This is a genomic window from Yoonia sp. I 8.24 (assembly GCF_022096995.1).
Lineage (GTDB): Bacteria > Pseudomonadota > Alphaproteobacteria > Rhodobacterales > Rhodobacteraceae > Yoonia.
In genome coordinates this window covers 106,879-124,703 of sequence record NZ_JACXGQ010000001.1, presented here as the reverse complement: position 1 = coordinate 124,703, position 17,825 = coordinate 106,879, and the positions used below count along the sequence as shown (strand labels likewise).

Here is a 17,825-nt window from a genome sequence, read left to right as displayed (position 1 = left end):
ACGGAAATATGGGGCACGCGCGTTTAACTGTGAGTTAGTCTATATCCGGATATTTCTATGCGCCTGTTTTCTGTTTTACTTCTGCTATTGATCCCATTTCAGGTCGTCGCTGAGACTGTCCGATTTTCAGATGGCCGATATTACCGGATCGATTTGCCCGATGATGTCACGGCCCCGCGTGTGATTGTTGGTTTGCATGGCGGCGGCGGCGGTCCGCATCAATTTGCGCGCAGTACCCGGTTGAGTGATGCCGCGCTGCGACTGGGTTATGCTGTGATCTACCCTGCGGGGACCGGTGCGATCAACACATGGAATGTTGGTTACTGCTGTGGGGCTGCGGCACGTAATAACGTTGATGATTTGGCCTTTTTAGACCGTGTGATCGATGACGCTGGCGCCCGTTTTGGGCTTAATGCTGAACGCGTTTATATGACAGGCATGTCCAATGGCAGCATGATGGCAGAATACTATGCCGCGCGTCGTTCTCAACGGGTTGCAGCAGTGGTCGGCGTTGCAGGCAGTTTTGACGCCACAGCGCGTTTGCGCGACGCCGTGCCGTTGCTTGTGATCCATGGCACGGCGGATCAGAACGTGCCGTTTAACGGTGGCGAGGGCGTAAATACGCGCAATGGTACAGAGTTTTCGGCAGTTGCAGATGTGATCAGGCGCTTTGCAGCTGCCTTTGGACGTCATATGCAAGAGGTCGAAATGCGTTCTGGGGTGGTCTGGCGGCATCAGTATATTGATGGGAACAATAAGCCTGTAGTCGTCTTGATCCGCATAGATGGCGGTGGGCATGTATGGCCGGGTGGGCGGCGAACACAGCGCGAACCGAGCTCGATTAATGCGACCCAAGAAGCGCTCGGCTTTTTCGCGCTACATCCCTAAGGGCTGGCGTCTATTGTTGACAGCAGAAGACCCAAGGCATGGTCGCAGGCAGCCTGACGCACATTTGCCCGTCCCAGCGCGCCGAACTCAACCGTTTCAGTCTGGCAATGTTCGCCGGAGGTAATCCCAAAGCAAACGCGCCCTTCGGGCTTATGGTCTGATCCGCCGGGGCCTGCGATCCCAGTGACCGACACGGCGATTTGCGCTTCCGCATGGGCGATTGCACCCAAAGCCATTTCGCGCGCGATCTGTTCGGATACGGCGCCGTAGGCATCAAGGCTAGCCTTACGCACTCCCAACATCTGCATTTTGGCTGTGTTTGTATAGGTGACGAATCCCCGTTCAAACACGGCAGAGCTGCCTGCAATATCTGTGAGCGCGGCGGATACCATGCCGCCTGTGCAGCTTTCGGCGGTGCTGATCATCACGCCTTTGGCGCGTGCAGATGCGAGAATGCGCTGGACGAGGTCGGTCATGATAGGTGGTAGGCCGCGGCAAGTGCCACCACGCCGATTGCGGCGAAGACCCCCGCGATCACATCATCCAGCATCACGCCTGTCGGCCCGTGCATCCGGTCAGCCCAGCCGACGGGCCCCCATTTGGTGATGTCAAACAGCCGAAACAGCGCAAAGGCCGCGATCCAGCCCGGCCAAAGTGCCGTGATTGCAATGCCATTATTCGCCGCGCCAAAGGCAAGCGGCAGCAAGGCGATCCATTGGCCGCAAACTTCGTCAATGACAATCTCAGAGGGGTCGTGATCGTCTTTGCCTTGGGTTTCGACGCGGGTCGCCCAAACGCCCAACACATATGACACGACGATGCCCGCAATCAGCCCCCAAGGGCCCGCAAGCATGTAAATAGCCCATCCGGCGGGCAGGGCGGCAAGCGACCCCCATGTGCCCGGCGCGGGGCGGATATGGCCGACATAAAAGAAGGTTGCGATCAGATGGGTCATGGTTTCACCAATGTTGCAGTTGCGAGTGCGGCGATCCCTTCGCCGCGGCCTGTAAAGCCAAGCCGTTCAGATGTGGTCGCCTTGACGCTGATCCGGTCCGCGCCAAGCCCCAAGATTTGCGCAAGCGCGGCCTTCATCGCGGGTTGATGTGGGCCGATTTTGGGGAATTCGCAGACCAATGTACAATCGATGTTGCTGATCCCGTAACCATTCTCTGCGGCCAGTGCGACAGCGTGGCTCAGGAAAATATGGCTTTCGGCGCCTTTCCATTGCGGGTCAGATGGCGGAAAATGTTGGCCGATATCGCCCATGCCAAGCGCGCCGTAAATCGCATCCGTGACTGCATGCATGCCGACGTCGGCGTCCGAATGGCCTTGCAGGCTCCGTTCAAATGGGACTTTGACCCCGCACAGCCAGACATGATCACCCGGTCCAAACCGGTGCACATCATAGCCATTGCCGCATCTGATATCCATATTTGACCCCATCTGTTGTTCTGCGCGTGCGAAATCGCCGGGCGTTGTAATCTTTATATTGTCCTCGTCACCCGCCACAATCGCAACATGCATGCCTGCGGCGCGTGCGACGGTCACGTCATCGGTTGCTTCTGTTTTGCAGGCAAGATGCGCGGCAAGCAGTGGCGCGCGGTGGAACCCTTGCGGGGTTTGCGCGCGGTAGAGGTCCGCGCGGTCTTGTGTGCCAATGACGGTATCATCCGCCCCATGCCACAGCGTATCAGTGACCGGGATCGCTGGGGCCGCGCCCGGATGGTGGTCAAGAACTTTCAGCACAGCGTCAATGACCGCCGTGCGCAGCATTGGCCGGGCGGCGTCATGGATCAGTACTTGTGTGGCACCCTTGGCTGCATTGAGCCCCGCAAGCACCGATTCTTGCCGGGTTGCCCCGCCCGCTACGACGGTTGCTGCGGGGGTATCAGCCCAAAGGCTGGGCGCGTCATCCGGGTGCACCACAAGGATCAGCTGCGTGATTGCCGGGTGGTCGGCAAAGGGCCGCATGGCGCGCGCAGCGATCGTTTTCCCGCGCAGCTTTTGCCATTGTTTGGGGGTATCGCCGCCTGCGCGTGTGCCGCGTCCGGCAGCAACAATTATTGCGGTTGTTGTCATCGTGCTTTGTCCCTTGCTGTGGACAGGTTTATGCCGCCCACGGCTGCGGCGCAATTCGCCAGTTTGCCCGGGCGTGTGCTTAATTTTTGTGCATATGCCATTTTTTCTGAAAATGTTACTGGGCGTTTCGTTGTGAAAACAGTTATTTCGGCATAGGTCATGCGTATTGCTCACCCATTAGGCGAATGACTGTTCCTTTGGCAAACGACGATTCTCTTCGATTGGACAATGTGGCTTTGCAGCCACCCGTTGCGCTTGCGCCGCTTGCGGGGATCACAGATCTGCCGTTTCGGCAGCTTGTGGCGTCTTTTGGTGCGGGATGGGTGGTGAGCGAAATGGTCGCCAGTCAGGAAATGGTGCAGGCAAAACCCGGTGTGCGTGAACGCGCCGAACTGGGCTATGACCAAGAGGGCACAGCGGTACAAATTGCCGGACGCGATGCCTATTGGATGGGTGAAGCCGCGCGCATGATCCAAGACAACGGCGCGGCGATGATCGACATCAACATGGGTTGCCCTGCCAAAAAGGTCACAAACGGTTATTCAGGCTCGGCGCTGTTGCGCACGCCCGATCACGCGCTTTCCTTGATCGAGGCGGTTGTTGCGGCAGTCGATATCCCTGTCACGCTGAAGACGCGGCTGGGTTGGGATGATGACAGTTTGAATGCGGCCGAAGTGGCAAAACGCGCCGAAGGTGCTGGCATCAAATTGGTGACAATTCATGGGCGCACGCGCTGTCAGTTTTACAAAGGGTCAGCCGATTGGGCGGCTATTGCGAAGATAAAAGACGCGGTCGACATTCCAGTTATTGCAAATGGCGATATCGTTGATGCCACAAGCGCGCGCCGCGCGTTGGCGCTTTCTGGTGCGGATGGTGTGATGATCGGGCGCGGTGCACAGGGGCGCCCTTGGGCGCTGGCGCAAGTTGCGCAAGCCCTGCATGGCGGGCCAAATGTGCAGGTGCCATCAGGGGCGGCATTGGTCGCGATGATCAGCACACATTACGAGGCAATGTTGTCGTTTTACGGCACAGATCTTGGGCGGCGCGTTTCACGCAAACATTTGGGCTGGTACATGGACGACGCCCAAACGAACTCGGTCTTGCGCAAAGCAATATTGACCCATGCTCACCCGCGCGATGTGCTGCGCGATCTTCCCGATGCTTTGACCCAAAAGGTGGCCGCATGATACTTGATACAGCGCTTTGGGCGTCTCTCCCCGTACCTGCTTTGATGCTCGACAAGGATGATTTGATCATCTCAAGCAATGCCGCCGCTGAAAGCTTCCTAAATATGTCGTCAAAATCGCTGTCAGGTCAGCGGTTGTGGGAAAAGGTGATGATTGATGCGCCGCTTGAGGGGCCTTTTGCACGCGCCCGTGCACATCGGTCGTCACTGTTTGTCAATGACGTGGATGTGGGCAGCGGCGAACGCGCGCCGCTGACTTGTAATGTGCAGTTCGCGCCGCTCCAAGGCAGTGATGAAATGATGATCGTCATGATCAGCCCGCGTGAAATCGCGAGCCGCATGAATCAGCACCATTCTTCTGAAAAAGCTGCGAAATCGGCCATTGGTATGGCCGAAATGCTGGCCCATGAAATCAAGAACCCGCTTGCGGGGATCACAGGCGCCGCACAGCTTTTGTCGATGGGGCTGAGCAGCGAAGATCAGGAAATGACCGATCTGATTGTCGAGGAAAGCCGCCGGATCGTGAAGTTGCTTGAGCAGGTTGAACAGTTCGGGAACCTGCGGCCGCCGCTTCTTAAGTCCGTAAATATTCACGATATTCTGGACCGCGCGCGGCAATCGGCTTCTGTCGGATTTGGCGCGCATATGCTGTTCGTTGAAGATTATGATCCCTCACTGCCGCAAACTTTGGCCGATGGAGACCAGCTATTGCAAGTCTTCTTGAACCTTCTCAAGAACGCGGCCGAAGCAAACAAAGAAGGCGGAACCATCCGCCTGCACAGTTTTTATGACACCTCATTGCGGGTGCGGCGGGCTGACGGCACGCAGGCGCGACTGCCGCTGCAAATTGAGATCATCGATGATGGACCGGGCCTGCCGCCCGCCATTGCAAATGACATTTTTGAACCCTTTGTCTCGGGTAAAGAAAACGGAACCGGACTGGGCCTTGCGCTTGTGTCCAAGTTGATCGGTGATGTCGGGGGCTGGATTTCTGTTGATAGCGCCCCGGGCCGCACGGTGTTTCGCATTTCATTGCCCCTGGCACCTAAAGACAGCGAAGTAGGAGAAAACTAATGGACGGTACCGTTCTTGTTGCAGATGATGACCGGACAATCCGCACGGTGCTTACCCAAGCGCTCACACGGGCGGGGTGTAAGGTCCACGCGACATCATCGCTGGTCACTTTGATGCGATGGGTGGATGAAGGCAAAGGCGATCTTGTGATCTCTGATGTGGTGATGCCTGACGGCAACGGGCTTGATCAATTGCCCAAAATCGCCGCCGCGCGTCCCGGGTTGCCGGTGATTGTGATATCGGCGCAGAACACGATTATGACCGCGATTCAGGCCGCTGAAGCGGACGCATATGACTATCTGCCAAAACCTTTTGACCTGCCCGATCTGATGAAGCGCGCCGCCCGCGCGCTTGAAGTGAAACGCCGCGCGCCGCAAGCCCGCACTGCCGATGCAGGGGCTACAGAAGAGGCGGGCGATCTGCCACTTGTGGGCCGCACCCCGGTGATGCAATCGCTTTACCGGCTGGTTGCGCGGGTGATGAATACGCAGTTGCCGGTGTTGATCACGGGCGAAAGCGGTACGGGGAAATCGTTGATTGCGCGCGCGGTACATGACTTTTCAGATCGGCGCAGCCTGCCGTTTGTTGTGGTGTCTGCCAGCGATCTTGAAGGTATGGACGGCCCCTCTGCCGTACTCAGTCGTGCAAAAGGCGGCACGATTTTATTTGATGAGGTCAGCGATCTGTCCGAAGAGGCCCAAGGTCGTATTGTGCGTATGTTGGATGCGCTTGGCGATAACGCACCGCGCATCATGGCCACATCACAAACCGATCTGATGTCCCGCATGGAAGAAGGCCAGTTCCGTGAGGATCTGTTTTACCGTCTAGGCGGCGTTACCGTTGATGTCCCGTCCCTGCGTGAACGTGTTGATGATATTCCGCTGCTGGCAGAGCATTTCCTCGCGCGTTCTGAACGTGACGGTGCGCCCTTGCGGCGTTTTGGCGATGCGGCGCTTGAATTGGTGCGCGCCTATAGCTGGCCCGGAAACGTCCGCCAGCTCGAAAATGCGGTGCGCCGATTGGTATTTACCGCAGCCGAGGAAGAAATTTCGCGCGCCGAAGTCGAAACGGTGCTCGGCAATCAGCCCGCGATTGAGCCGCTGCGTTCTGGTGGCGAGGGCGAAAAGTTGTCGGTCAGTGTCGCCAAACATTTGCGCCGCTACTTTGACCTGCACGGCGGGGTTCTACCCGCGCCGGGGCTTTACAACCGTATCCTAAAAGAGGTCGAAGGGCCTCTGATCGAGATTGCCCTCGATGCGACGGGCGGAAATCAGGCCAAATGCGCCGATTTACTTGGCATTAACCGCAATACTTTGCGCAAGAAGATTACTGACCTTGATATTCGCGTGACACGCCGCCGCAAATTGATGTAAAACCGCAACAGAACCGTGACCGTTCTGCGTCAATGATGCAGGGAGGCCACGGATACCGGCGGTAACGTGGGGCTAACCCACCCTAAGAAAGATCGAGACCGAAACGTGCGGCGTACCTTTTGGGCCTCTAACTTGATGCAGTTTTCGCGCTGGCAGCGCAGACGGCACGTGCAAAGCTTGGTGACCGGGGCCTTAGTTGTCGCGGGGCCGGTGCTTGCGATCTTGACCTACGTTGTGATTGGGCCATTGGGGCAGGGCGCTTCATCGGCGCAGCTGCGGGCGATCCTGCTGGTCGATTTGGTTTATGTCCTGATTGTTATGGCCATCGTGATGCGCCAAGTTGCACGCATGGTTGCTGCGCGGCGTGCAAAATCTGCAGGGTCGCGGCTGCACTTTCGTCTGACTGGGGTGTTTGCCGCTTGGGCGTTGATTCCGACCGTGCTGGTGGCGGTATTTTCGGTGCTGCTGATTTCTGTCGCGCTCGACGGGATGTTTTCGGAGCCTGTGGGCAACGTGTTGCGGACATCCTTAACTACTGCACAGGCCTATGAGGCCGAGCACCGCCAAGAACTCTCGCGCGATGCGCGTGGGCTGGCGGGCTATTTGAACCGTGAACGGCAGGCCAATCTGTTTATGGATGATGGCGAAGTGCGCCGTGCATTGGGAGAGGTTGAAGCGCAAATCGAACGGTCGCTGACCGAATCCTTTGTCATCGACGGCGCAGGTGAGATCAAAGCGCGCGGGGCAAATTCCTATGATTTTGATTATGAACCCCCAAGTGCAGAGGATTTCACACGCGCGGATGCTGAGGGGCTGATCCTTATCGAGGATGCACAAAACAACGAATTTCGGGCGCTCGTGACGCTTTCAACCTTTCGCAATCGCTATCTTTACGTGACGCGTAACGTGGATGGGAATGTGTTGTCTTTGCTGAATGATACGACCCAAACTGTTGAGCAGTATGAACTTTTAGCCTCTGAGCGCGGTAAAATGCTGTTTCAGTTTGGGCTTTTTTATCTTGGGTTCGCGGTGATTTTGATTTTGGCCGCGATCTGGGCGGGGCTTTGGTTCGCAGAACGCCTGTCACGCCCGATTGGGCGGCTCGTGTCGGCTTCGCGCCGTGTAGGATCGGGGGATCTGGATGTCCGCGTAATCGAAGACGATGGCGATGATGAAATCGCGCAGCTTGGGCGGTATTTTAACCAGATGACCGGACAGCTAAAGGGGCAGCGCGACGAATTGCTGGAAACCAACCGCATGACCGAACAGCGTCGCCGCCTGTTCGATTCTGTGCTGAGTTCGGTGACATCAGGGGTGATCGGGCTTGATGCGGAAGGGCGTGTGACGATGATGAATCCGTCCGCACAGCGGCTCTTGTCGGTTGCCCCTGATGATCAAGGCCCAACCGCGTTACCCGTCGCGATCCCCGAATTTGCCGATCTTTTTGGACGCCTGCGCGGCGGCGGGGCGGATAATCTGCAAGATCAAGTGAACCTTGTGCGCAAAGGTCAACAAGAAAGCCTGCTGGTGCGTATGTCACCGCGGCGCAACGCAGATGGGGCGCTTGAAGGTTATGTTGTGGCCTTTGATGATGTGACCGATCTTGTTAGTGCGCAACGCATGGCCGCCTGGGGCGATGTTGCCCGACGGATTGCACATGAAATCAAAAACCCGCTGACACCGATCCAATTGTCGGCTGAGCGGATCAAGCGGAAATTCGCGAAATCTTTGGGGGATGACGCGGGTAAATTAGAACAAATGACGGATGTCATTGTGCGCCAAACCAATGATTTGCGCCGTATCGTGGATGACTTTTCAAAATTCGCCCGCATGCCTGAGCCGCAATTGGCGGTCGCTGATCTTACGAAACTGGTCGCGGATGCCGTCACATTGCAAAGGGCCGGACAGCCCGGCGTGCAAATTACTGCGGCACTGCCCGAAACCGCCATTCTGACGGATATGGACGGTACGATGATCAGCCAAGCCTTAATGAATTTGATTAAAAACGCCGGAGAAGCAACTGAAACATATATGGAAAAAGTGAACCTTGAATGTTATGCACCTGAGGTGCATGTTGCCATGACCCATCTGGGCGATCAGGTGCAGATACGCATTTCAGACAATGGCGTTGGTCTGCCGAGTGACCGCGCGCGGTTGTTTGAACCCTATGTTACAACCCGCGACAAGGGCACTGGGCTTGGCCTGCCGATTGTAAAAAAGATCATCGAAGAGCACGGCGGCACTCTGTCGCTTGTTGATGCAGAAAGTTTTGACGGACAGGACCATACAGGCGCCTGTGCGATCATCCACCTACCAATAACGCCTGCCGCGACGCAGGCCATAAAAATACCAGCATGAGGACTATCATGGGCGATATTCTAATCACCGACGACGAACGCGATATCCGGGAACTGATTTCGGATATTCTGATTGATGAAGGGTATACAACCCGGCTGGCAGGCACATCTGACGCCTGCATGGCCGAAATCGCCAAAGCCCCGCCGGCGCTGATGATCCTTGATATTTGGCTTAAGGACAGCGGGATGGACGGGATTGATATCCTCAAAACCGTCAAACGCGACAATCCTGACATTCCCGTCGTGATCATTTCGGGGCACGGTAATATTGAGATTGCAGTCGCAGCGATCAAACAAGGCGCTTACGACTTTATCGAAAAACCGTTTAATATCGATCAGTTGCTTGTCGTTATTCGGCGCGCGATGGAAACATCCCGCTTGCGCCGAGAAAACGTCGCGCTGAAACGTGGGGATGTTGCCGGCGCGGATATGCTTGGTGATAGTGCGGCGTTTCGTTTGCTGAAATCGCAGCTTGATAAGGTGACCAAATCGAACGGGCGGGTGATGCTGACGGGTCCTGCGGGCGTTGGCAAGGAGATCGCGGCGCGCTACATTCATGCGCACTCGAACCGTTCCGGCGCGCCATTTGTCACAGTCAACTCTGCCTCGATTGAACCTGACAGAATGGAAGAGGTGCTATTTGGGCGCGAAGACAGCGCGCGTGGCGTTGAACCAGGGCTTCTAGAAGAAGCCAACGGTGGCGTGATTTATTTCGACGAAATCGCCGATATGCCACTGGGCACGCAGTCTAAAATCCTGCGCGTCTTGGTCGATCAGCGGTTCCAGCGTGTCGGCGGCACCGATAAGATCCAAGTGGACCTACGGGTGGTGTCGAGTACCAACCGCGATCTGCCCGCCGCGATTGAGGCCGGGACATTCCGCGAGGAACTGTATCACCGCCTGAACGTTGTACCGATTGCAGTGCCATCTTTGGACGAGCGGCGCGAAGATATCCCAGTATTGGCCGAACACTTCATCGAGGTCTTTAATAAGGCTCAAGGTCTGCCCCTTCGTAAACTGGCTGATGATGCCCGCGCGTTGCTGCAAACGATGGTTTGGCCGGGCAATGTACGCCAGCTTAAGAATGTCGTCGAACGTGTTCTTATTCTTGGAGATAATTCCGGTGACATCGCTGCGCGCGAATTGCCAACAGGCGATGAAAGCGGTGGCAGTGATGAAGGGCGGATCGTATTGGCGGGCGGCCTTGCGACATTGCCACTGCGTGAAGCGCGTGAACTATTTGAACGCGAATATCTGCTGACCCAGATTAACCGCTTTGGCGGTAATATTAGCCGCACGGCAACTTTTGTGGGCATGGAACGCTCTGCCCTGCACCGAAAGCTAAAGTCGCTGGGTGTGGTCACGTCGAATAAGGCGGGTGGTCGTGTTGCCTATGTCGAGGAAGACGCAGAATGAAGGTGATCATTTGCGGTGCTGGTCAGGTCGGCTGGCAGATTGCCCGACATCTATCTGGCGAAAAAAACGATGTAACCGTGGTTGATAACAATCCCGAACTGGTACGCCGCGCCACGGATACATTGGACGTGCAAGGGATTGCTGGGCACGCAAGCTATCCGGATGTGCTGGATCGTGCGGGCGCGCGCGATGCCGATATGATTATTGCGGCTACGCATTCGGATGAGGTCAATATGGTCACCTGTCAGGTGGCCCATTCTGTGTTTGCGGTTCAGCGTAAAATCGCGCGATTGCGTGCGCAAAGCTATCTTGATGCGATTTATTCAGATCTGTACCGCCGGGATCACCTACCGATTGATGTTGTGATTTCTCCCGAAAAAGAAGTCGCCGAGGCCGCGTTGCAACGGTTGGCAGCGCCTGCCGCGTTTGACACGGAAAGTTTTCTTGAAGGGCGTGCGCAGCTATTGGGGATTACAATTGATGAGGATTGCCCCGTCATCAACACGCCGCTGCGCCAACTGACTGACCTGTTTTCAACCCTGCGCGCCGTGGTCGTCGGGATTCGCCGCGATGGCGTTCTATTTGTGCCTTCAGCGGGCGATCAGATTTTTGCAGGCGACGAATGCTATATCTTTGCGATCACCGAAGATGCGACACGCACGCTTGAAATTTTCGGTAAAACCCATTCGAAACAAGAACGTATCGTCATTATTGGCGGAGGGAATGTGGGTCTGGGAGTTGCGCAGGCGCTCGAATCCCGCACGGAACGCGTCCGCGTCAAAGTGATCGAGAAAGACCGCAGTATCGCCGAAAAATCCGCCGACGCGCTGGATCGGACCATTGTGTTGCATGGGGACGGGCTCAATTCCGGGCTGCTTGAAGAAGCCAATATCGGCACCGCGGATGCCGTACTTGCTGTAACTGACGACGATAAGACGAATATTTTGGTCTCTGTGCGTGCCAAAGAACTCGGCTGCCCGATGGCGATTTGTTTGGTCAATGATCCGACGCTTGTGCCCTTGATGACTCCGCTTAATATTGACGCCTATATCAACCCGCGCGCCACAACCGTGAGCTCAATCTTGCGCCATATCCGTCATGGGCGCGTACGCGGTGTTTATTCGATTGGCGACGCCGAAGCCGAGGTGATCGAGGCGCAGGTCTTGGGGACCTCACCGATTGCCGGGCAACTGATCAAAGAAATCGATTTCCCCGAAGGCACGATGATCGGCGGGCTGATCAAACAAGGTAAATTCCTCAAACCAACCGGAGACACACGGATTGAAGAGGGCGATGTGATTGCCATCTTCGCCATGAGCCCAGACGTGCCTGAAGTCGAGCGCCTGTTGCAGGTTTCGATTGATTTCTTCTAATGAATTGGATCGTTAAGCTTCCTTTTTTTGTGGTGTTGATGGGGCTAGGGGCGTTGGCGATGCTGGTGCCCGCGGCGCATGGTGTCGTCGTCGAAGATTTCACTGCAATGCGCGTGTTCTTTTACGGATTTATCCTGTTTTCCATCCTGACCTTGATTGTAGGGCTAGCGACGGCAGGCTATGCGCCTGCCAATGTCGCGCGTAGCCAGTTGATGGGGCTCTTGTCGGCTTTTACCGTGCTCCCGTTGATCTTTGCGGTGCCGTTTTATGAGGCGGTCGGGAACACGACCTATCTGAACGCTTGGTTCGAAATGGTGTCCAGCTTCACCACCACAGGGGCCACGCTTTATGACACCTATGGGCGGCTTACCCCGTCGCTGCATTTATGGCGTGCTTTGGTTGGCTGGCTTGGCGGCTTGCTGATTTGGGTGACCGCCATTTCCATTTTCGCCCCAATGAACCTTGGCGGGTTCGAAGTCCGGGCGACCGCTAATATTGGCACAGGTGCGGCGGCGGGGCTATCTCAGATCACACGTATTGCTGATCCTTCGGAACGGTTGGTGCGTTATACGCTTAAACTTGCGCCGCTATATACCGCACTGACATTTTTGCTATGGCTCGGGCTCGTTGTCATGGGCGAAGTGCCATATATTGCGCTGTGTCATGCGATGTCGACATTGGCGACGTCGGGGATTTCCCCAATCAACGGCCTATACTATGCGGGCTCTGGTTTTTGGGGCGAGGTGCTGATCTTTGGCTTTTTCATATTCGCCTTGTCGCGGCTGACATTTAGCCGAGGGATGATTGGCGAGGGTGGCCACGGGCTGCGCCGCGACCCTGAATTCCGCACAGCGCTTGTTTTGATTGGTCTGGTCACTGCGGGGCTGTTTTTGCGCCATTTCATTGCCGCCGCTGATCGACAGACTATCGTCACGGTACAGCAGACCGCTTCCGCGCTTTGGGGGACGCTGTTTACGGTGACGTCGTTTTTGACGACCACCGGATTTGAATCGCGTTTTTGGGACGGGGCGACATGGTGGTCGGGGCTGCGGACACCGGGACTGTTTCTGACGGGTATGGCGTTAATCGGGGGCGGCGTTGCGACAACGGCAGGCGGGGTCAAGCTTTTGCGGATTTATGCGCTTTTTCGGCACAGCGAACGCGAACAAGAACGGCTTTTGCACCCGTCTTCCATTGGTGGCGGCGGGCGCGAAGCGCGGCGTATCCGTAAGCAAGGCGCATATATATCATGGATTTTCTTCATGCTTTTTGCGCTCAGCATTGCGGCTGTGATGACCTTGATGTCGCTGACAGGGGTGCAGTTCGAAACCTCAATGGTGCTTGCGGTATCTGCATTATCAACCACGGGTCCATTGGCCGCGGTCGCAGCCGAAGTGCCGATTGCCTATTCAGGTATTCCAGACGGCGCGAAAATCATTCTAGCGACGGCGATGGTCTTGGGACGGCTTGAAACATTGGCGATTATTGCGCTGTTTAACCCTGAAATCTGGCGCAGGTGACACGCATCGATTTTGATTTCGATTTTTGGCTGGAAACTTAAGGATCACCACGACATAGTGACAATAACAGTGGGGGCCAATTGCGTGGCCACAATAACAAAAAAAGGGTGTCACAATGGCCGCCGACAAAGCAAATCTGCAAGATGCATTCCTGAATCATGTGCGTAAGGCCAAAATTCCGGTCACGATATTCTTGGTAAATGGCGTCAAACTGCAGGGTGTTATCACTTGGTTTGATAGTTTTTGTGTGCTGTTACGTCGCGATGGTCAGGCGCAACTGGTCTATAAAAGCGCGATTTCGACGATTATGCCGTCGCAGCCTATCAGCCTCTATGAAGGCGAAGAATAGCATTGCTCGAACATGATCGCCCGGTCACCCGGGCTTGGGTTCTTCACCCTGATCTCAAATCCGATCATTCCCGCCGTGCCGCTGGCCCCGCGCTTGAAGAGGGCGTGTCGCTCGCGGCTGCGCTGCCGGATTTGGACGTTGTTGGCGCGGATATTGTCCGATTGCCAAAAATCCACCCCGGCAAGCTATTCGGCAAAGGCAAAATCGAAGAGCTCAAGACCGTATTCAAAGCCAATGACGTCGAATTGGTCCTGATCGACGGCCCCGTGACGCCAGTGCAGCAACGCAACCTTGAAAAAGATTGGGGCGTCAAACTGCTCGACCGCACCGGATTGATCTTGGAAATCTTTAGCGACCGCGCGCGCACTTCGGAAGGGGTGTTGCAGGTTGAGATGGCCGCGCTTTCCTATCAGCGCACCCGGCTTGTGCGGGCGTGGACCCACCTTGAACGCCAACGTGGTGGGCTAGGGTTTGTCGGCGGTCCCGGTGAAACCCAGATCGAGGCTGACCGCCGCGCAATTGATGAACAGCTGGGCCGTTTGCGCCGCCAATTGGCGAAGGTCGTCAAAACCCGCGAATTGCACCGCGCGTCGCGCGCAAAGGTGCCGTTCCCGATTGTGGCCCTTGTCGGCTATACCAACGCTGGAAAATCTACCCTGTTCAACCGTCTGACCGGGGCGGAAGTATTCGCCAAAGACATGTTATTTGCGACGCTTGACCCGACCATGCGCAAGATCGTTTTGCCGACGGGCGATGAGGTGATCATGTCCGACACGGTGGGGTTCATCAGCGATCTACCGACGGAACTTGTCGCCGCATTCCGGGCCACGCTTGAAGAAGTGTTAGACGCCGATCTGATCGTGCATGTTCGCGACATCAGCCATGAACAGACCGAAGAACAATCGCAAGATGTGATGACAATCCTGCAAAGCCTTGGTGTCGCCGAAGAGGCACCGTTGATCGAAGTCTGGAACAAGATTGATTTGCTCTCGCCCGAAGATCACAACGCGATGGTCACACAGGCCGAACGCACCGATGACCTCTTTGCCGTCTCCGCGATCACTGGTGAAGGCATGGATGCGCTTTTGGCGCGTATCCCCGATAAGCTCAAGGACCCACGGTCTGAGGCGGAGATCACGCTCAGCTTTGCAGAGGGCCGCAAACGCGCTTGGCTTTTCGATGCGGGGATCGTGACCAATGAAGTGCAAACCGACTCCGGCTATGATCTGACTGTATTCTGGACAGAGCTACAACGCGAACGGTTCGCGCGGCTTTAGTCCATTCAGGTGCGGGCCAAGGGGGTGGGATGACAGTTCGTAGGCTACAAGAAAGTTTTTGCGAAAACTTTGCTGAAATAGCTGAAGCAACCGATGCATTGCATGCTGAGTCTTGGAGCCAAGAGGGTGCTCCGCTGCTTCATTTGTGGTTTGAAGACCTTGCGCGCTTGCTGAATTCACGCATGGGCGCTTCAGATTTTGACGCAAAAATTTGCGATGTTTTCGAGTTTATTGATGGTCACTGGGGGACTGGCAGCGCAGAGGTTCGGGCGTGCATTGATAGTTCACTTGTCGAAAACCTGTTTTGGCAGGTTCCGGCGCGGCGCGCTGAAAGTGCTTGGCGCATCATGCCTCCGCGGTTGCAAAATCTATACATTGATTTTCACGGACAGCCGCCAATCATGTCGTAACGCACGCGCGCCTAGTTAGGGCGCAGGCGTCAGCACCGTTACCCCGACGGCCGCTGCCCGGGCCAAGGCAGGATCAAGCGACATTGGGATGTATTCGCCGCGCCGCCATAGTTCGCCAAGATTGTCGTAGTAGCGCGATAGCGGATGCCCTGACTGCCCGGTGCCGGTCACGAAAACGGAACTGTCAGGGTCGGCGAAATCATAGACCCCACGATAACCCGCCGCATGCACGTTTTGGAACGGATCAGGGCCGACGCCGGAGGTTTTGCCGCGTTGCAATGTGTTGTCGCCACCGCTTGTCGATTGGTGAATGTTCACAAACCAATGCAACAGTGGCGTTTTCCCCAGCACCGGATGGTCATGGGTCGCGACATGGGCATCGCCCCAGCGCACGGCCTCGATTGCGGTGCCGTGGTTTTCGGTGATCCAGACAATCGCGTCATCCAGCGATTGCCGCGCGATATCGGTGCAGGTTTCCACCGGCGCGGATTGGATCACATCGCACCAGACGCCAGCCCCGTCGATATCGCGGAACACGCGTTCAATAAAGACCGGATCAACATGCGTATAGGCGGCCGCGAGCGGACCTAATTCGTCTCGGACCAGCCGTTGCTGGACGGCACGGACCCAAGCGGCATAGATCAACGGTTCTGGCAGATGTTCGTTCATTTCACCATTCCACGCCGACAATAGATCAAGCGCGATCTGGCGGCTATGCGCAGGGGTGCCTTCGGGTGCCGCGTCGCCGGTGAACCACAGATCAGCCCCCATGAGCGCCGATAGCGTGCGCGCGGTAAAACTGACGGTGTCTTGCTGTGCCTCGATGAAGCTATCGCGTGTGTGGACTTCGCGCGCTTGCATGAGCAGCCGCCAACGGTTGATGCGCTGGGTGTCGCCCCAGAGGAATGACAGGTGATGCGGGAATGGTCGGTCGACGGTTTTATTGTTGGTATTGCCGATAATGCCGCCTTCGGGGTTTAGGAATATCGGGTTGTCGGAATAGGCAAACCGGCCTTGCCAGCGGTTTTGTGGCAAATAGCCAAAGGAAGGAAACCGTCCTTGGCTTTGGTGGTTTGCATCACGTGCGGGCAGCGCCCCAATTGTTTTCATCGCGATCCTGTTGCGATCGGCAATGGTCAGGTTCAGTGCTGGTGCGATGAATGTTTCGCCTGCGCGAATGGCCTCATTGACGGTGCGCGCGCGCATAATGCCCATCGCCGCTGAAATGGATGTATCGCGGTCTGAAAGTGCGCTCCACGCGATGGCGGTGACATGCCCCGGCGGCGTAATCGTACCAAGGTTAAACTGATTGCCGGGCATGACAGGGCCATTTGCCGTCCAGCGCAAGCGTAGCGTAATGGCGGGGGCATCTTTGATGTTGATGATACTGTCGCGCGACCGAAATGACGCCCAGCCATCAGGTGCGCGGTATTGGGTGGGATCATCCGGGTTGATCTCTTCGATAAGAATATCAACGTCATCAACATATGCTGCAGTGATCCCCCAGCCGATGCCGTCACCACGCCCTGAAAGCACAAGCGGCATCCCCGGAATGGTCGCCCCAATTACACCGCCTGTCTCTAACTCTAGTCGTGCGAGATACCAGATCGTCGGCGCAGTCAGCCCCAAATGCGGATCATTGGCAAGCAGTGTCGATCCGGTTGCCGAACGGGACGCGTTGGCGGCCCAAGCATTGGATGCGCCCGCAAGCTCAGGCGGATGAAAGGGCGATAGCGGATCAGCGGCCATGCGCGTGTCGGGGCTATATGGGGCGACGCCGGGCACCAAACTGGCAAAGGCGGGCAAGGCGGCAATGCCGCTGGTGGGGTCATCGGGCATGATATCAGCAAGCCGGTCGGGATCAATCAACAGCGATGTGCGGGCGCGCAAAACTTCGTTTTCGAGATGCGGTGAAAGCTGTAGCGCCATCAGTTTCATAATCGCAATGGAATCAGCGGGTTGCCAAGGTGACACCGGATGGCTGAACAACCACATTTCTGGCGCACCACGCCCGCGTGCGCCTGCGTTAACCTCGTTCAGCCACGCGTTCACACCTGCGGAGTAAGCATTCAGCGCGTCCAGCGTTTGCGCGTCTTGCGCTGCGACAGAGGCAACAGAGAGGTTATAAAGATCATAACGGCGCATGGCGGTATCAATATCAACGGTGCGCTCGCCAAATAGTTCGGACAATCGCCCCTGTACCGTGCGGCGTAGCATGGTCATTTGCCACAGCCGATCTTGGGCATGGGCATATCCAAGCGCGAAAAACGCGTCTTCATCGTTAGCGGCGAAGATATGCGGCACATTGGCGTTGTCGCGCACGATCTCAATCGTTTCGCTGATTCCATCAACATCGGCCTGTGCGTTGTAGTCAGGCAATGACCGCGACGCAAAGTAATAGACCAATGAAATAGCCGCCACGCACAGGAAAACCGATGCAGTTGCAAGCCGGATGAGCCAGCGAAAAATCAGCGCCATGGGATCCTCGGGGTATTAGGGTGACCCCGTTGTATCAATGCTACG

Annotated in this window: 15 protein-coding genes; 11 read left to right on the top strand and 4 right to left on the bottom strand. The window is 56.4% G+C overall.

The genetic code is table 11. From position 1 onward, the window contains the following. Positions 1-57 precede the first annotated feature (57 nt). On the top strand, positions 58-888 hold the full coding sequence (locus Yoon_RS00620; protein ID WP_238109246.1) for a PHB depolymerase family esterase: 831 nt from the start codon (positions 58-60) through the stop codon (positions 886-888). On the opposite strand, the gene Yoon_RS00615 is transcribed toward Yoon_RS00620, so the two are convergent. The 3 genes from Yoon_RS00615 to Yoon_RS00605 are packed head-to-tail and all read right to left on the bottom strand — an operon-like array spanning position 885 to position 2,967. Then, complete coding sequence (locus tag Yoon_RS00615; protein WP_238109244.1) at positions 885-1,364, bottom strand: CinA family protein; 480 nt, start codon at positions 1,362-1,364, stop codon at positions 885-887. The genes Yoon_RS00620 and Yoon_RS00615 overlap by 4 nt on opposite strands. Next, a complete protein-coding gene (locus tag Yoon_RS00610; protein ID WP_238109243.1) occupies positions 1,361-1,843 on the bottom strand; it encodes a phosphatidylglycerophosphatase A in 483 nt (160 codons plus the stop codon). Before Yoon_RS00610 ends, Yoon_RS00615 begins: the two co-directional genes overlap by 4 nt. Beyond that, on the bottom strand, positions 1,840-2,967 hold the full coding sequence (locus Yoon_RS00605; RefSeq protein ID WP_238109242.1) for a bifunctional 2-C-methyl-D-erythritol 4-phosphate cytidylyltransferase/2-C-methyl-D-erythritol 2,4-cyclodiphosphate synthase: 1,128 nt from the start codon (positions 2,965-2,967) through the stop codon (positions 1,840-1,842). Before Yoon_RS00605 ends, Yoon_RS00610 begins: the two co-directional genes overlap by 4 nt. 185 nt (positions 2,968-3,152) lie before the next feature. Between Yoon_RS00605 and dusB the strand changes: the two genes are divergently transcribed. The 10 genes from dusB (at position 3,153) to Yoon_RS00555 (ending at position 15,302) form a co-directional block, all read left to right on the top strand. Beyond that, positions 3,153-4,154 carry a tRNA dihydrouridine synthase DusB gene (gene dusB / locus Yoon_RS00600; RefSeq protein ID WP_238109241.1) on the top strand — a complete coding sequence of 334 codons (1,002 nt, stop codon included), beginning with the start codon at positions 3,153-3,155 and terminating at the stop codon, positions 4,152-4,154. Further along, positions 4,151-5,227, top strand: a complete 1,077-nt coding sequence (locus Yoon_RS00595; protein WP_238109240.1) for a nitrogen regulation protein NR(II) — start codon at positions 4,151-4,153, stop codon at positions 5,225-5,227. The genes dusB and Yoon_RS00595 overlap by 4 nt, the downstream gene beginning before the upstream one ends. Then, positions 5,227-6,600, top strand: a complete 1,374-nt coding sequence (locus Yoon_RS00590; protein ID WP_238109239.1) for a response regulator — start codon at positions 5,227-5,229, stop codon at positions 6,598-6,600. The genes Yoon_RS00595 and Yoon_RS00590 overlap by 1 nt, the downstream gene beginning before the upstream one ends. Before the next feature lie 135 nt (positions 6,601-6,735). After that, positions 6,736-8,958, top strand: coding sequence for a PAS domain-containing sensor histidine kinase (locus Yoon_RS00585; RefSeq protein WP_238109960.1), 2,223 nt, complete (start codon positions 6,736-6,738; stop codon positions 8,956-8,958). 8 nt (positions 8,959-8,966) lie between these two features. Further along, positions 8,967-10,373 (top strand): sigma-54 dependent transcriptional regulator, encoded by a 1,407-nt coding sequence (locus tag Yoon_RS00580; RefSeq protein WP_255698609.1) that lies wholly within the window; start codon positions 8,967-8,969, stop codon positions 10,371-10,373. Then, positions 10,370-11,746: a Trk system potassium transporter TrkA gene (trkA, locus tag Yoon_RS00575; RefSeq protein ID WP_238109238.1), complete on the top strand. Its 1,377-nt coding sequence runs from the start codon at positions 10,370-10,372 to the stop codon at positions 11,744-11,746. The genes Yoon_RS00580 and trkA overlap by 4 nt, the downstream gene beginning before the upstream one ends. Further along, positions 11,746-13,266, top strand: a complete 1,521-nt coding sequence (locus tag Yoon_RS00570; protein WP_238109237.1) for a TrkH family potassium uptake protein — start codon at positions 11,746-11,748, stop codon at positions 13,264-13,266. Before trkA ends, Yoon_RS00570 begins: the two co-directional genes overlap by 1 nt. A 115-nt stretch (positions 13,267-13,381) precedes the next feature. Beyond that, positions 13,382-13,615 (top strand): RNA chaperone Hfq, encoded by a 234-nt coding sequence (hfq, locus tag Yoon_RS00565; protein ID WP_090198185.1) that lies wholly within the window; start codon positions 13,382-13,384, stop codon positions 13,613-13,615. A gap of 2 nt (positions 13,616-13,617) precedes the next feature. Beyond that, entirely contained in the window at positions 13,618-14,892 is a 1,275-nt protein-coding gene (hflX, locus tag Yoon_RS00560) for a GTPase HflX (RefSeq protein ID WP_238109236.1), read from the top strand. A gap of 29 nt (positions 14,893-14,921) precedes the next feature. Next, positions 14,922-15,302 (top strand): hypothetical protein, encoded by a 381-nt coding sequence (locus Yoon_RS00555; RefSeq protein ID WP_238109235.1) that lies wholly within the window; start codon positions 14,922-14,924, stop codon positions 15,300-15,302. A gap of 15 nt (positions 15,303-15,317) precedes the next feature. On the opposite strand, the gene Yoon_RS00550 is transcribed toward Yoon_RS00555, so the two are convergent. Further along, positions 15,318-17,780 carry a penicillin acylase family protein gene (locus Yoon_RS00550; RefSeq protein ID WP_238109234.1) on the bottom strand — a complete coding sequence of 821 codons (2,463 nt, stop codon included), beginning with the start codon at positions 17,778-17,780 and terminating at the stop codon, positions 15,318-15,320. Positions 17,781-17,825: the final 45 nt, after the last annotated feature.

What these genes read in the sequence shown, in the direction of transcription:
- Yoon_RS00620 (WP_238109246.1), top strand. Translation starts at nt 58, where the DNA reads ATGCGCCTGTTTTCTGTTTTACTTCTGCTATTGATCCCATTTCAGGTC.
- Yoon_RS00615 (WP_238109244.1), bottom strand. Translation starts at nt 1,364, where the DNA reads ATGACCGACCTCGTCCAGCGCATTCTCGCATCTGCACGCGCCAAAGGC.
- Yoon_RS00610 (WP_238109243.1), bottom strand. Translation starts at nt 1,843, where the DNA reads ATGACCCATCTGATCGCAACCTTCTTTTATGTCGGCCATATCCGCCCC.
- Yoon_RS00605 (WP_238109242.1), bottom strand. Translation starts at nt 2,967, where the DNA reads ATGACAACAACCGCAATAATTGTTGCTGCCGGACGCGGCACACGCGCA.
- dusB (WP_238109241.1), top strand. Translation starts at nt 3,153, where the DNA reads ATGACTGTTCCTTTGGCAAACGACGATTCTCTTCGATTGGACAATGTG.
- Yoon_RS00595 (WP_238109240.1), top strand. Translation starts at nt 4,151, where the DNA reads ATGATACTTGATACAGCGCTTTGGGCGTCTCTCCCCGTACCTGCTTTG.
- Yoon_RS00590 (WP_238109239.1), top strand. Translation starts at nt 5,227, where the DNA reads ATGGACGGTACCGTTCTTGTTGCAGATGATGACCGGACAATCCGCACG.
- Yoon_RS00585 (WP_238109960.1), top strand. Translation starts at nt 6,736, where the DNA reads ATGCAGTTTTCGCGCTGGCAGCGCAGACGGCACGTGCAAAGCTTGGTG.
- Yoon_RS00580 (WP_255698609.1), top strand. Translation starts at nt 8,967, where the DNA reads ATGGGCGATATTCTAATCACCGACGACGAACGCGATATCCGGGAACTG.
- trkA (WP_238109238.1), top strand. Translation starts at nt 10,370, where the DNA reads ATGAAGGTGATCATTTGCGGTGCTGGTCAGGTCGGCTGGCAGATTGCC.
- Yoon_RS00570 (WP_238109237.1), top strand. Translation starts at nt 11,746, where the DNA reads ATGAATTGGATCGTTAAGCTTCCTTTTTTTGTGGTGTTGATGGGGCTA.
- hfq (WP_090198185.1), top strand. Translation starts at nt 13,382, where the DNA reads ATGGCCGCCGACAAAGCAAATCTGCAAGATGCATTCCTGAATCATGTG.
- Yoon_RS00555 (WP_238109235.1), top strand. Translation starts at nt 14,922, where the DNA reads ATGACAGTTCGTAGGCTACAAGAAAGTTTTTGCGAAAACTTTGCTGAA.
- Yoon_RS00550 (WP_238109234.1), bottom strand. Translation starts at nt 17,780, where the DNA reads ATGGCGCTGATTTTTCGCTGGCTCATCCGGCTTGCAACTGCATCGGTT.